Raw genomic sequence first — 14,115 nt, forward strand, 5'->3', positions numbered from 1 at the left:
ATGCCGACCCCCCACGAACTGGTGCGCGACCACACGATCTACTCCTGTGTCATGGGGTCGCGCGCCTTCGGGCTGGCCACCGACGACAGCGACACCGACCGCCGCGGTGTGTTCCTGGCCCCCACCGCGCTCCAGTGGCGTTTCGACAAGCCGCCCACGCATGTGGAGGGCCCGGCGGACGAGCAGTTCAGCTGGGAACTGGAGCGGTTCTGCGAGCTGGCCCTGCGGGCCAACCCCAACATCCTGGAGTGCCTGCACTCGCCGCTCGTCGAGCGCGTCGACGACACCGGGCGCGAACTGCTGGCGCTGCGCTCCGCGTTCCTCTCCCGCGAGGCCCACCGGACGTTCGTCCGGTACGCGAGCGGGCAGCGCCGGAAGCTCGACGCGGATGTCCGCCAGTACGGCGCGCCCCGCTGGAAGCACGCCATGCACCTGCTGCGTCTGCTGGCGAGCTGCCGGGACCTGCTGCGCACCGGCGAGCTGGTGATCCGGGTGGGCGACGACCGCGAGCGGCTGCTGGCGGTCAAGCGGGGCGAGGTGCCGTGGCCGCAGGTGGAGGCGTGGATGTCCCGCCTCGCCGCCGAGGCGGACGAGGCGGTGGCCGGCTCGCCGCTGCCGCCCGGGCCGGACCGGCGGGCGGTCGAGGACTTCCTGTTCCGTACGCGGCGGGCGTCGGCCCTCCAGTCGGACCCGTACGACGAAGCCGTGCAGGACGTCGTGGGCGGCGGGGGCGTCCGGTAGCGCGGAGGCCGCCCGCGCCTCGTCCAGGACGGTGTGCAGCGCCTCCGCGTCGGCCCGCACCCGCCCGGTGTCCACGCCGGTGGCCGCTCCGTGCCGGCTGTGCGGCGACGACGGAGGCCAGGTCGAGGAGCTCCGGGAGTGCGGTCAGGGACCTAAGCGTCCCAGAGCGCCCCCAGCGTCAGAAGCTCGCTGCCGTGCTCGATGCGGTCCGCCCACTCCTTGGGCCAGGCACCGGCGCCCAGATGGGCCCCGGCGAAGGCTCCGGCGAGGCAGGCGATGGAGTCGGAGTCGCCCTTGGTGCAGGCGGCGCGGCGCAGGACGGTGAGCGGCTCCTCGGGGAACTGGAGGAAGCACAGCAGCGCGGTGGTCAGCGCCTCCTCGGCGATCCAGCCCTCGCCCGTCAGCAGGCACGGGTCGGTTTCCGGATCGGCCGTGCGCAGCGCAGTGTCCAGCCTGCTCAGGGCGTCCGCGCACTCGTCCCAGCCCCGCTGGATGAACGCCTGGGGCGTCGCGTCGTGGGAGTACGTCCACAGGTCGCCGAGCCACTGCTCGCGGTAGCGGGAGCGGTTGTCGTACGCGTAGGAGCGCAGGCGCCCGACCAGGCCGAGGGGTTCGGCGCCCCGCGTCAGCAGGTGGACGGCCTGGGCGGTGAGGTCGGAGGCGGCCAGGGCGGTGGGGTGGCCGTGGGTGAGGGCGGCCTGCAGCTGGGCGGCACCGGCGCGCTGCTCCTGGCTGAGTCCCGGTACGAGGCCGATGGGGGCGACCCGCATGTTGGCGCCGCAGCCCTTGGAACCGATCTGGCTGGCCTGCTGCCAGGGGCGGTCGCCGTCGAGGTTCTCGCAGGCGACCAGGCAGGTGCGGCCGGCGCCCGGTTGTTCTCGGGCGAGTGGTACCAGGCGACGAACTCGTCGCGCAGCGGGCGGGTGAGCCACTGGGGGGCGAGCGCGCCGCGGGCGAGGGCCGTGCGGACGGCGCGGCCTACCGCGAGGGTCATCTGGGTGTCGTCGGTGACGAAGGCCGGCGTGGGCAGGGTCATTCCCCGCCAGGGCCCGCACTTCGCGAGGATGGACGGGACGTCGTGGAACTCGGTGGGGAAGCCCAGCGCGTCGCCGAGCGCGAGCCCGATGAGCGAGCCGGTGGCCGCCTGCTTGGTGATGGTCCTGGACGTGATCATTTCTGCCGTCCCTCCGGTCGCAGCAGTGGCGGGTGCAGGGCCGTGGCCTGGCCCGCCCGGTACAGAGCGGCCGGTTTCCCCCGTCCGCCGGTGAGGCGCGGCGGTCCTTCCACGGCCTGGACGAAGCCGGGTGTGGCGAGGACCTTGCGCCGGAAGTTGGGGCGGTCGAGTTCGACGCCCCAGACCGTCTCGTACACCTGCCGCAGCTCGCCGAGGGTGAACTCGGGCGGGCAGAAGGCGGTGGCGAGGCAGGTGTACTCGAGCTTGGCGCCGACGCGCTCGTGGGCGTCGGCGAGGATCGTGTCGTGGTCGAAGGCGAGGGGGCCGTACGACCCGTAGGGCAGCCACTGGGCGTGTGCCGCGTCGCCGCCGCCGCGTGGTTCCGGCAGGTCCGGTACGAGGGCGGTGTACGCGACCGAAACGACGCGCATCCGGGGGTCGCGGTCGGGGTCGCTGTAGGTGCGCAGCTGTTCCAGGTGCAGCCGGGCGACGGTGGCGCCGGACAGGCCGGTCTCCTCCGCGAGTTCGCGGCGGGCGGCCCGGCCGGCGGACTCCCGGGGCAGGACGAAGCCCCCGGGCAGGGCCCACGAGCCCCGGTAGGGCTCCTGTCCCCGCTGGACGAGGAGCACCTGGAGCCGCTCGTCGCGGACGGTGAAGACGGCGAGGTCGACGGTGACGGCGAAGGGCTCGAACGCGTGCGGGTCGTAGCCGTCCGGGCGCCGGGCTTCCGGGCGCGGGGCGCTCATGCGCGCCGCCGCGCCGTGCGGGTCCCCACCACCTCCGCCGCGCGGGCGTCGGGGCCTGGTCCACCCCCGTGGGTCCAGGTCCGCCGGCCCGGCGCGGCGGAGGTGATGAAGACGGTCCTGTCGGCGACGTGCACGCCATCCCCCTTTAAGAGTCACCTTGACTATAAAGGCCACGGGGGTGCCCCACAAGCACGAAAGCCCGCGGCCTTCCAGCAGGCCACGGGCTTTTCGTACGGCTATGGACTGTTACAGACCGACTTCCCTCATCAGCATGCCGACCTCCGTGTTCGTCAGGCGGCGCAGCCAGCCCGACTTCTGGTCGCCGAGCTGGATCGGGCCGAACGCGGTCCGCACGAGCTTCTCGACCGGGAAGCCGGCCTCGGCGAGCATGCGGCGCACGATGTGCTTGCGGCCCTCGTGGAGCTGCACCTCGACCAGGTAGTTCTTGCCGGTCTGCTCGACCACCCGGAAGTGGTCGGCGCGGGCGAGGCCGTCCTCCAGCTGGATGCCGTCCTTGAGCCGCTTGCCCACCTCGCGCGGGAGCGGGCCGGTGATGGCGGCCAGGTAGGTCTTGTTCACCCCGTACTTGGGGTGCGTGAGGCGGTGGGCCAGCTCACCGTGGTTGGTGAGCAGGATGATGCCCTCGGTCTCGGTGTCGAGGCGCCCGACGTGGAAGAGCCGGGTCTCGCGGTTGGTGACGTAGTCGCCGAGGCACTGACGGCCGTCCGGGTCCTCCATCGTGGAGACGACGCCGGCGGGCTTGTTCAGCGCGAAGAAGAGGTACGACTGGGTCGCCACGGTCAGACCGTCGACCTTGATCTCGTCGTGCTCGGGGTCGACACGCTTGCCCTGCTCCAGGACGATCTCGCCGTTGACCTCGACACGGGCCTGCTCGATCAGCTCCTCGCACGCGCGGCGCGAGCCCATACCGGCCCGGGCGAGCACCTTCTGGAGCCGCTCGCCCTCCTGCTCGGCGCCCGGGAAGGTCTTGGGCGTCCTGACCTCCGGCCGGTCCGCGTACCGGTCGCGGTTGCGCTGCTCGATCTTGGCGTCGAGCTCGCGCGAGCGGGCCGGGGCATGCCGCTGTCCGTGCGGGCCACGACGGGGCGGGGTGCCGCCCTGCGGGGCCTTGGGGCCGCCCTTCGCGCCACCGCGGGCCGCGGCGCCGCGGCCCTTCTTCGGGGCCTCGGACGTGCCGCCCACGTCGTAGCGGCGCTCCTCGGGACGCGGGTTGCGCGGCCGTCCGCCGCCGCCCTGCCTGTCGTCACGGCCACCGCCGCCACCGGCGCCCCGGTGACCGCCGCCACCCGCGCTGCCGCCGCGGCCGCCGCTGCTGCTACCGCTTCCGCGGCCGCCGCTGTTGCCACCACGGCTCCCGCCGTTGTTTCCGCTGCTGTTCCTGCCGCTGCTGCTTCGCATCAAAGTTCCGTCTTGTCGTCTGCCTGCTCGGAATCCGGAGCGTCCGGATCGAACGACGGGACCCCTTCCTGCGACTCCGCCTCGATCGCCTCCGCCTCGGGGAGGAAGGGCGCGAGCTCGGGGAGTTCGTCCAGGCCGCGCAGGCCCATCCGCTCCAGGAAGTAGTTCGTCGTCCTGTACAGGATCGCACCTGTTTCGGGTTCCGCGCCCGCCTCCTCGACCAGACCCCGCTGGAGGAGGGTGCGCATGACCCCGTCGCAGTTCACCCCGCGCACCGCCGAGACCCTCGACCGGCTGACCGGCTGGCGGTACGCGACGACCGCGAGCGTCTCCAGCGCGGCCTGGGTGAGCCGGGCCTGCTGCCCGTCGAGGACGAAGCTCTCCACGGCCTCCGCGTACTCGGGCCGCGTGTAGAACCGCCAGCCGCCGGCGACGAGCCGCAGCTCGAAGCCGCGCCCGTGCACGTCGTACTCGTCGGCCAGCTCGCGCAGCGCGTCGGCCACCTCGCGCCGGGGGCGGTCCAGCACCTTGGCGAGGTGCTCCTCCGTGGCCGGCTCGTCGACGACCATGAGGACGGCCTCCAGGGCCGGCTTCAGCTCCATCACGACTCCTCCTGGTCGAACTCGTCCGTCACGGCGGCGTCCTGCGCCCCGGTCCACCTCACCACGAGTTCACCCAGCGCCTCCTCCTGGTCGAGGGCGACGACCTTCTCCCGGTACAGCTCCAGCAGGGCCAGGAACCTGGCGACGACGGTGAGCGTGTCCGGGGCGTCCTCGGCCAGCTCCCGGAAGCTCGCCTCGCCGCGCTCCTTCAGCCGGGCGACGACCACCCCGGCCTGCTCGCGGACGCTGACCAGCGGGGCGTGGATGTGCTCGACGTACACCTGCGGCTTCGCCCGGGGCCGCATGGCCTTGACGGCCAGCCGGGCGAACCCCTCGGCGCCGATGCTGATGACGACGTCGGGCAGCAGCTCGGCGTGGTGGGGTTCGAGGCCGACGGTACGGGGGTACCGCCGCCCCTCACTGTCCAGCCGCTCGCCGAAGATGTCGGCGACCCGCTTGTAGGCGCGGTACTGGAGCAGCCGCGCGAACAGCAGGTCCCGTGCCTCCAGCAGTGCGAGGTCCGCCTCGTCCTCCACCTCGGCGGCGGGCAGCAGCCGCGCGGCCTTCAGGTCGAGCAGGGTGGCCGCGACGACGAGGAACTCGGTGGTCTGGTCCAGGTCCCAGTCGGGCCCCATGGCGCGGATGTGCGCCATGAACTCGTCGGTGACCTTCGACAGGGCGACCTCGGTGACGTCCAGCTTGTGCCTGGAGATCAGCTGGAGCAGGAGGTCGAACGGCCCTTCGAAGTTCGCCAGCCGGACGGTGAACCGCCCGTCGGCGTCCCTGGCGTCGCCGGTGTCGCCGGGCTCCCGGGCCGCCGCCGGCGCCTCGGCGGGCCCCTGGAGGGGCGCCGGCGGCTCTGGGGCGGCGTCCGGCGCTGCGGGGTCGGCCGGGGGCGGCGGGGGCGGCGATTCCGGCGGGTCCGGCACCGGCTCGGGGGCGTCCGGGGGGCGGGGGGCCTGAAGGGGGGCCTCCGGCCGTGCGGCGCCCGGACCGCGGCCGAGGGCACGGCGGCGGGGCGAGGAAGCGTCGGTCGGGGGCATCGTGGTCCTGGGCGGGGCGAGGAACGGGCGGCGGCCCGCGCAGGCTACCGTCAGCGCCCGCGCAGGCGCCGCACGAGGATGCTCGCGTCGCCCCGCGACTCCAGGTCGGCCAGCACCACGGCGACCGCCTCGCGGACGATGCGCCCGCGGTCGACGGCCAGGCCGTGCTCGCCGCGCAGGACCAGGCGCGCGTGCTCCAGGTCCATCAGCTCCTCGGCGGAGACGTACACCGTGATCTTCTCGTCGTGCCGCTCACGCCCGCTGGGGCGCCGGTTCGCCCCGCGGCCCCGGCGCCGGGCCGGAGCACCGGCCTGGGCGGTCCCCGGCGCCGTCTTCGCGGGCGGCTCCGCCTCGCGGCTGCGGGGCTCCGCGGTGTCCGCCTCGGCGGCCGCGTGCTCCTCGGGGGCGGAGGCGGGCACCGCCGCCCCCGGGTCGCTCTCGCCCGCCGGCGCCGGCACCCGCGGCTCGCCGTTCTGGCGGCGCGGGGTCGACGACTGGAGCGCCATGCCCCCTGTCGTACGGAACAGCTCGTCGGCACCGGGCAGACTCACTCGGCGTGACACCGGGCGAGCACCTCCCTGGCGAGCTGGCGGTAGGCGGCCGCACCGACCGAGTTCGAGGCGTACGTGGTGATCGGCTCACCCGCGACCGTGGTCTCCGGGAAGCGCACGGTCCGGCCGATCACCGTGTGGTACACGTGGTCGTCGAAGGCCTCGACGACCCGCGCGAGCACCTCCCGGCTGTGCACCGTGCGCGAGTCGTACATCGTGGCGAGGATGCCGTCGAGCTCCAGCTCGGGGTTGAGCCGCTCCTGAACCTTCTCGATGGTCTCGGTGAGCAGCGCGACACCACGCAGCGCGAAGAACTCGCACTCCAGCGGCACTATCACCTTGTGGGCCGCCGTCAGCGCGTTCACGGTCAGCAGACCGAGCGACGGCTGACAGTCGATCACGATGTAGTCGTAGTCGTTGAGCAGCGGCTTGAGCGCCCGCTGGAGCGTCGACTCGCGCGCGACCTCGCTCACCAACTGCACTTCGGCGGCTGACAAATCGATATTGCTGGGAAGCAGGTCCATGTTGGGCACGGCGGTCTTCAGCAGGACCTCGTCGGCCGACATGCCCCGCTCCATGAGCAGGTTGTAGACGGTGAGGTCGAGCTCCATCGGGTTCACCCCGAGGCCGACCGACAGGGCTCCCTGCGGGTCGAAGTCGACGAGCAGCACCCGTCGTCCGTACTCCGCGAGCGCGGCGCCCAGGTTGATGGTCGACGTGGTCTTGCCCACGCCGCCCTTCTGGTTGCACATCGCGATGATCTTCGCGGGGCCGTGGTCGGTCAGCGGTCCCGGGATCGGGAAGTACGGCAGGGGCCGTCCGGTGGGGCCGATCCGCTCGCGGCGCTGGCGGGCAGCGTCGGGGGCGAGGGTGGCCGCGTACTCCGGATCGGGCTCGTACTCGGCGTCGGGGTCGTAGAAGTGCCCCTCGGGGACTTCGTCGTAGGCGGCGAAGTGGGTGGACTCTCGGCCACTCTCGTTGCCGGCCATGGCGTTCACGTGTGGGCCGTCCGTCGTCTTCATCGTGTGGGCTGTCGTCCTGTGCTGCTGGCCGGCCGCGAAGGATCGGACAGCGACCGAGCCGGCGTCGCCGACCGTTCCCGGTTGACCACCCCCAGGAGTAAATGTCGACTCATTCACAAGTCGTCTTACCTCCTTGGATGTGACCAGGAAACTTATCGATAGGTCAGCGTGGCACCATGCCGACGGTTTGCGACTCTATGGCGTGTCACCGCTCCGCAGCAACACAATCGCCCGGACGCGGGCCGATGTGTCGGCAAAGAAACAGTCCCGTGTCAAGGGCGCACGGCCATGCATCGGCACGTTTCCTGGGTGTGCGAAACGGTTAAAGGGTTACGTTCGAGACGACTTGAGCGACGGTCAGGGGGCACCGGACACACGTCCGGCCGGACCTCGTGGCGCAAGGTCCGGCCGGATGTGTGAGGTTGACGGCAACCGTTGACGGTCGGCCGGTGGTGCCGCGGGTCAGCCGATGAGCGAGCTCAGCTCGAGGTGCTCCAGGCCGTGGGCCTCGGCGACCTCCTTGTAGACGACCTTGCCGTCGTGGGTGTTGAGGCCCTTGGCGAGAGCCGCGTCGCGGCGCAGCGCCTCGACCCAGCCGTTGTTGGCCAGCGACACGATGTAGGGAAGCGTGGCGTTGGTCAGGGCGTAGGTGGAGGTGTTCGGCACCGCGCCCGGCATGTTGGCGACGCAGTAGAAGACCGACTCGTGGACGGGGAACGTCGGCTCGGCGTGCGTGGTGGGACGGGAGTCCTCGAAGCAGCCGCCCTGGTCGATCGCGATGTCGACAAGGACACTTCCGGGCTTCATCCGGGAGACGAGCTCGTTGGTGACCAGCTTCGGGGCCTTGGCGCCGGGGATCAGCACCGCGCCGATGACGAGGTCGGCCTCCAGGACGGCCTTCTCCAGCTCGAAGGAGTTGGACATGACGGCCTTGACCTTCGTACCGAAGATCTTGTCGGCCTCACGGAGCTTGTTGATGTCGCGGTCGAGCAGCGTCACCTCGAAGCCCATGCCGACGGCGATCTGGGTGGCGTTCCAGCCGGAGACGCCACCGCCGATGACGACGGCCTTGGCCGGGATCACGCCCGGGACGCCGCCCGGCAGCACGCCGCGGCCGCCGGCCGCGCGCATCAGGTGGTAGGCGCCGACCTGAGGGGCCAGCCGGCCCGCGACCTCGGACATCGGGGCGAGCAGCGGCAGGGCGCGGTTGGCGGTCTCGACCGTCTCGTACGCGATGGCGGTGGTGCCGGACTCGATCAGGGCGTCCGTGCACTCACGGGAGGCGGCGAGGTGCAGGTAGGTGAAGAGGGTCTGGTCCTTGCGGAGCCGGTGGTACTCCTCCGCGATCGGCTCCTTGACCTTGAGCAGCAGGTCGGCGGTGGCCCACACCTCGTCGGCGGTCGGCAGGATCTGCGCGCCCGCGGCGACGTACTCGTCGTCCGTGATCGAGGAGCCGACACCGGCGTTCTGCTCGACGAAGACCTGGTGCCCGTTGCGCACGAGCTCGTGCACACCGGCGGGGGTGATGGCCACCCGGAACTCGTTGTTCTTGACCTCGCGGGGGATGCCGACCTTCACGTCGATCACGGTCCTTGGCTTTGGGGGTACGGGGGCAATGCAATACATACCCGGATACACAGGACGCACCGGGATAGACCGCGGTCAATCGCGGCCCGCCCAGTCTATTGAAGGGTCTGCCGTTGTCTAGCCTTGCAAAGCATTAATCTTTGGCTGAAGCACTGCGGATTTCGTAGGCAGCCCGTGGGGCGGAGCTTCCGGTTCCCAGCAGCTGGTCGGCGGCGGCGCGGTGCAGCCGGGCCGCAGCGGGATCGCCGAGCCGGTCCAGGGTGTCCGCCAGCCGCAGCTGGAGCGCCGCGAGAAGCCGCACGTCCTTGGCCCGGCGGGCCCACTCGACGGCCTCCTCGCAGGTGCGCAGCGACTCCTGCGGCCGTCCCGCGTACTCCTGGACCCGGGCCGCCTCGCTCAACGCCCGCGCGTGGCCCGCGAGATCACCGAGGCGGCGATATCCGGCCGCGGCGGCCCGCCAGTTCCTGAGCGCCTCGCCGTACCGGCCCTCATAGGTGTGCACGGCGCCGAGCCTGCCGTACAGCCGCGCCTGGTCGGCCCGCTCGTCGCGGGCGAGGCGCTGCGACAGGGCGCGCCCGTACCAGTCGGCGGCCCGCTGCCAGTCCCCCAGCTCCTGGTGAGTGCCGCCTACGGATTCCATCGCGCGGCTGATCGCGTACGGGTCGTTAGCGAGCCGTCCGGCGTCCAGCGCGGCCCGGTAGCGGACCAGCGCGTCGGCGGTACGGCCGGTCCGGGCGTCCAGGTCGGCGAGGTTCAGCAGGGCGGCGGCCCGCTCGCGGTGCAGCCCGCGCCGCTCGGCGACGTCCAGGACCAGCTGGTGCAGCCCGTACAGCTCCGGCGCGGCGTCCTCGGTGCCCCGGTGCGCGGCGAGCGCCCGGACGAGGGCGGCGACCAGGCGGCGGGCGAGGGTGTCGAGCTCCCCGTCGGCGACGGCGACCCGGGCGGCGGCCAGCAGCGCGGGCTGCCGGGTGCGCAGCCACGCGGCGGCGGCCTCCGGGCCGGGGAAGCGCAGGGCGCGGGGCAGCCCGGCGAGCCTGCGCCGCGCGGGTGACCCCTCCGGCTCGGTGACCGCCCGGCAGGACTGGAGCAGCCGCACGGTGCGCTCCAGCATCCGGGCGCGGGCCAGCTGCACCTCGGCGGGCCGGTCCTCGGTGTCGAGCAGCTCCCGCAGCAGGGGCATCAGGCAGCCGGGCACCTCGTACCGCTCGTCGCCCGCCTCGTGCACGAGCCCGGCGACGGCGAAGCCCTCCAGCGCGGAGCGGGCGGCGGAGACCGAGCAGCCGGCCAGCGCGGAGGCGGTGTGGGCGTCGGCGGTGCCGTCCGGGGCGAGGGCGAGCAGGCGGAGCATTCGGGCGGCGGGCACCGGCAGCGCCTCGTAGACCAGGCGGAAGGCGCGGGCCAGCGGGCGGACGGCGACCGGGCGCTCGGGCTCGTCGGTCAGGGCGCGCAGCCGCTTGGTCAGGTCGGCTACGGACGACATGGGGCGGGCCGCGAGCCAGCCGCCGGCCAGCACGAGGGCGGCGGGCTGGCCGGCGCACAGTTCGGCGAGCGTCTCGGCGGCCTGCGGGTCGACGGTGATGCGCACCGAGCCGGTGTAGCCGTCGAGCAGCTCGATGGCGGACTTGGAGTCCAGCCCGCCCACCGTGCAGGGCCGTACCCCCGGGATACCGGTGAGCGGGCCCTGCGCGACGGCCACGACGAGGCAGTCGGGGTTGTCGGGCAGCAGCGCGTCGACCTGCTCGGCGCTCGCGGCGTCGTCCAGCAGGAGCAGGACGCGCCGCTCGGCGCACGCGCCGCGCAGCAGCTGGGTCAGTTCGTCCTCCCCCGCACCGGCGGGGGCGGGGACGCCGAGGTGGTCGAGGAGCCCGCGGGCGATCCGCTCGACCGGCACCGGCTCCCCGCCGGGCTCGGTCAGCCGGGCCCGCAGGACGCCGTCGCGGTAGCCACGGGCGAGGTCGCCGACCAGTTCCTCGGCGAGCGCGGTGCGGCCGCTGCCGGGGCGGCCGGCGATCAGGAGCACCCGGGCGCGCGGGGAGGGCCGCCCGGCGAGGGTGTCGAGCCCCGCGCGGGCGATGTCGGCCCGCAGCTCCTTGAGCTCGCGCGCCCGTCCGTAGAACCGACGGCGTCCGGGCCGCGCACCGGACCGGTCCGCACCGCCCGCGCCGCCGAAGTCCACCGCCTGATCCGTCACGGGCCACGCTCCCGTCCGCTGCGCACGTGCTGATCCCGCCGGGTCCCCAGGCGGGCGATCCGAGCGTAGTTCAGCCGCCGTGCCCCGCCCGGCTGAGCACGGCGGACGAGTCCCTCAATCGGATCAGCCGATCGTCACACCGCAGGGCCGTTCGGACTCTTTTCCCGGACCGCCGCCCGGTACACCCGTGTCTCGCGCGGCCCCAGGGGACGTCTTGCCGATCAGGCCGGGCGTCGTGAGCCCGGCCTGATCGACAAGACATCCCCTACGCCTCGAAGGGGCGGGCCGGCCAGGGTGCCTCGGCGGGACGCAGGGCCTCCAGACCGTCGCCCGCACGGGCGGCGAGCACCGACAGGACGCCCACCACCAGGCAGGTGTTGTGCAGCTCGCCCGCCAGCACCCCGCGGGCCAGCTCGTCGAGCGGCACCCGCGCGAGCTCCATGTCGGCCTCCTCCTCGGCGACCTCGAAGCGCTCGCCCTCCGCCGCCGACAGGCCACGGGCCAGGAAGATCCGTACGGCCTCGTCGCAGCCGCCCGGCGTGGTGTACACGTCCGTGAGGACGTGCCACGTCTCCGCCTTGACGTGCGCCTCCTCGTACAGCTCCCGTACCGCCGCGCTCAGCGGGTTCTCGCCGGACACGTCCAGCAGGCCGGCCGGGATCTCCCACAGCTTGTGCCGCACCGGGTGGCGGTACTGGCGCAGCACGAGGACCCGGTCGTCGTCGTCGAGGGCGAGGACCGCGACCGAGCCGGGGTGGACCTGGTAGTCGCGGCGTACGACGGTCCCGTCCGGCATGACCACGTCGTCGGTGCGGACACTCGTCTTGTTGCCCTTGAACGGCACGGCGGTCGCGGTGACCCGCCACTCCTCGGGCGTGTCCTTGATGGTCATGAAGACGTCCTCCCTCGTACACACACAGAAAACCGGGGCACGTGCCCTGATCAGGCGCGTACCCCGGTCAACCGTATCGCTAGCGCGTCACTTGCCCGTCTTGCGCTCCACGGCCGCCTTCACCAGGCCCGCGAAGAGCGGGTGCGGACGGGTCGGGCGGGAGCGGAGCTCCGGGTGCGCCTGGGTGGCGACCAGGTAGGGGTGCACCTCGCGCGGGTACTCCACGTACTCGACCAGCTTGTTGTCCGGGGAGGTGCCGGAGAAGACGATGCCCGCCTTCTTCTCCAGCTCCGCGCGGTAGGCGTTGTTCACCTCGTAGCGGTGCCGGTGCCGCTCGTCGACGTACGGCTGGTCGCCGTAGACCTCGCGGACGATGGAACCCTCGGCGAGCTTCGCCGGGTACAGGCCCAGGCGCATCGTGCCGCCAAGGTCGCCGGCGCCCTCGACGTACGCCAGCTGCTCCTCCATCGTCGAGATGACGGGGTGGGAGGTGGCCGGGTCGAACTCGGTGGAGTTGGCGTCGGCGATGCCCGCCAGGTTGCGCGCGGCCTCGACCACGATGCACTGGAGGCCCAGGCACAGGCCCAGCAGCGGGATCTTGTTCTCCCGGGCGTACTGGATGGCGCCGACCTTGCCGTTGACACCGCGCTCGCCGAAGCCGCCGGGGATGACGATCGCGTCGACGTCGCCGAGCTGCCTGGCCGCACCCGCCTGCGTCTTGCAGTCGTCGGAGGTGACCCACTTGACCTTGACGCGGGCCTTGTTGGCGAAGCCGCCCGCGCGCATGGCCTCCGTCACCGACAGGTACGCGTCGGGCAGGTCGATGTACTTGCCGACGAGCGCGACCGTGACCTCGTGGTCGGGGTTGTGCACGCGGTCCAGCAGGTCGTCCCACGTCGTCCAGTCGACGTCGCGGAACGGCAGGTCCAGCTTGCGCACGACGTACGCGTCCAGACCCTCGGTGTGCAGCACCTTCGGGATGTCGTAGATCGACTTGGCGTCGATGGCCGCGACCACGGCCGCCTCGTCGACGTCGCACATCAGCGAGATCTTGCGCTTGATCGCGGTCGGTACGTCCCGGTCGGCGCGCAGCACGATCGCGTCCGGCTGGATACCGATGTTCCGCAGCGCGGCCACGGAGTGCTGGGTCGGCTTGGTCTTCAGCTCGCCGGACGGCCCGATGTAGGGCAGCAGCGAGATGTGCACCACGAAGACGTTGTCCCGGCCGACCTCGTGACGGACCTGGCGGACGGTCTCCAGGAACGGCAGCGACTCGATGTCGCCGACGGTGCCGCCGACCTCCGTGATCACGACGTCGACGTCGTCGGCCGCCATGCGGCGGATGCGGTGCTTGATCTCGTTGGTGATGTGCGGGATGACCTGGACGGTGTCGCCGAGGTACTCGCCGCGGCGCTCCTTGGCGATGACCTGGCTGTAGACCTGGCCGGTGGTGACGTTGGCCGAGCCGTCGAGGTCGACGTCGAGGAACCGCTCGTAGTGGCCGATGTCCAGGTCGGTCTCGGCGCCGTCGTTGGTGACGAACACCTCACCGTGCTGGAACGGGTTCATCGTGCCCGGGTCGACGTTGAGGTACGGGTCGAGCTTCTGCATCGTGACCCGAAGGCCCCGGGCCTTGAGGAGCGCACCCAGGCTGGAGGCGGTCAGGCCCTTGCCGAGGGAGGACGCGACACCCCCGGTGACGAAGATGTGCTTGGTCGTCGTGGATTTGGGCGGCATGGCCAAGAGGGGGCTCCCGTGGTCGCGTTCTGGAGGTGCGTTCCGGCGTCCGCCCGGAGGGTTCCGGGGGTGCCGTCGCTGCGGTTCGGGGGCCGCCGATTCGAGGTGCGGCGCCCACCGGTCCACGGGCTACCAGGGTATCAGCGACGCGGCACCCCCGCTTCCGGCCACGCGCGCACCCGGCGGCTCCGCGCCCCGCTCCGGCCGGGACGCACGCAGCGCGCACGCCCGGACACGGTGGGCACGCGAACGGGCCGGGGGTTTCGCACCGGGAGAGGAGGGTCACTCGTTCTGTTCAGCAGCTCTACCAGGACGATCACACAGAGGGCCGGGTCGCGTCGTATCCTGCTCGGACATCCGCTGCCGAGCCGGCCCCCCACAACGGCACCACCCCCGCCCGAAACCGGGAA

11 protein-coding genes and 1 pseudogene are annotated in these 14,115 nt (G+C 72.6%); 1 reads left to right on the forward strand and 11 read right to left on the reverse strand.

Annotated elements, in window-relative coordinates; all coding sequences use genetic code 11:
- A complete protein-coding gene (locus tag AC07DW_RS25220; protein ID WP_478859956.1) occupies window positions 1-741 on the forward strand; it encodes a nucleotidyltransferase domain-containing protein in 741 nt (246 codons plus the stop codon).
- 275 nt (window positions 742-1,016) lie between these two features.
- Here AC07DW_RS25220 and AC07DW_RS25225 read toward each other — a convergent pair.
- The 11 genes and pseudogenes from AC07DW_RS25225 to AC07DW_RS25275 all read right to left on the reverse strand — a co-directional run.
- Window positions 1,017-1,915: pseudogene (locus AC07DW_RS25225) on the reverse strand (ADP-ribosylglycohydrolase family protein); the annotation flags it as partial.
- Window positions 1,912-2,661, reverse strand: coding sequence for an NUDIX hydrolase (locus tag AC07DW_RS25230; protein WP_478859957.1), 750 nt, complete (start codon window positions 2,659-2,661; stop codon window positions 1,912-1,914). The pseudogene AC07DW_RS25225 and the gene AC07DW_RS25230, both read right to left, overlap by 4 nt.
- Window positions 2,662-2,907: 246 nt before the next feature.
- Window positions 2,908-4,080, reverse strand: coding sequence for a pseudouridine synthase (locus tag AC07DW_RS25235; RefSeq protein ID WP_478859958.1), 1,173 nt, complete (start codon window positions 4,078-4,080; stop codon window positions 2,908-2,910).
- Window positions 4,080-4,682: an SMC-Scp complex subunit ScpB gene (gene scpB, locus AC07DW_RS25240; RefSeq protein ID WP_478859959.1), complete on the reverse strand. Its 603-nt coding sequence runs from the start codon at window positions 4,680-4,682 to the stop codon at window positions 4,080-4,082. The genes AC07DW_RS25235 and scpB overlap by 1 nt, the downstream gene beginning before the upstream one ends.
- Complete coding sequence (locus AC07DW_RS25245) at window positions 4,682-5,725, reverse strand: segregation and condensation protein A (protein WP_478859960.1); 1,044 nt, start codon at window positions 5,723-5,725, stop codon at window positions 4,682-4,684. The genes scpB and AC07DW_RS25245 overlap by 1 nt, the downstream gene beginning before the upstream one ends.
- Before the next feature lie 50 nt (window positions 5,726-5,775).
- Entirely contained in the window at window positions 5,776-6,288 is a 513-nt protein-coding gene (locus AC07DW_RS25250) for a hypothetical protein (RefSeq protein ID WP_478859961.1), read from the reverse strand.
- Window positions 6,273-7,298 carry a ParA family protein gene (locus tag AC07DW_RS25255; protein ID WP_478859962.1) on the reverse strand — a complete coding sequence of 342 codons (1,026 nt, stop codon included), beginning with the start codon at window positions 7,296-7,298 and terminating at the stop codon, window positions 6,273-6,275. Before AC07DW_RS25255 ends, AC07DW_RS25250 begins: the two co-directional genes overlap by 16 nt.
- Window positions 7,299-7,760: 462 nt before the next feature.
- Window positions 7,761-8,876 (reverse strand): alanine dehydrogenase, encoded by a 1,116-nt coding sequence (ald, locus tag AC07DW_RS25260; protein WP_478859983.1) that lies wholly within the window; start codon window positions 8,874-8,876, stop codon window positions 7,761-7,763.
- 142 nt (window positions 8,877-9,018) lie between these two features.
- A complete protein-coding gene (locus AC07DW_RS25265) occupies window positions 9,019-11,076 on the reverse strand; it encodes a tetratricopeptide repeat protein (protein ID WP_478859963.1) in 2,058 nt (685 codons plus the stop codon).
- A 265-nt stretch (window positions 11,077-11,341) separates the two neighbouring features.
- Window positions 11,342-11,968, reverse strand: a complete 627-nt coding sequence (locus AC07DW_RS25270; RefSeq protein WP_478859964.1) for an NUDIX domain-containing protein — start codon at window positions 11,966-11,968, stop codon at window positions 11,342-11,344.
- Between the two features lie 87 nt (window positions 11,969-12,055).
- Complete coding sequence (locus tag AC07DW_RS25275) at window positions 12,056-13,705, reverse strand: CTP synthase (RefSeq protein WP_478859965.1); 1,650 nt, start codon at window positions 13,703-13,705, stop codon at window positions 12,056-12,058.
- Between the last annotated feature and the right edge of the window lie 410 nt (window positions 13,706-14,115).

Source organism: Streptomyces sp. NPDC045701, assembly GCF_056432045.1.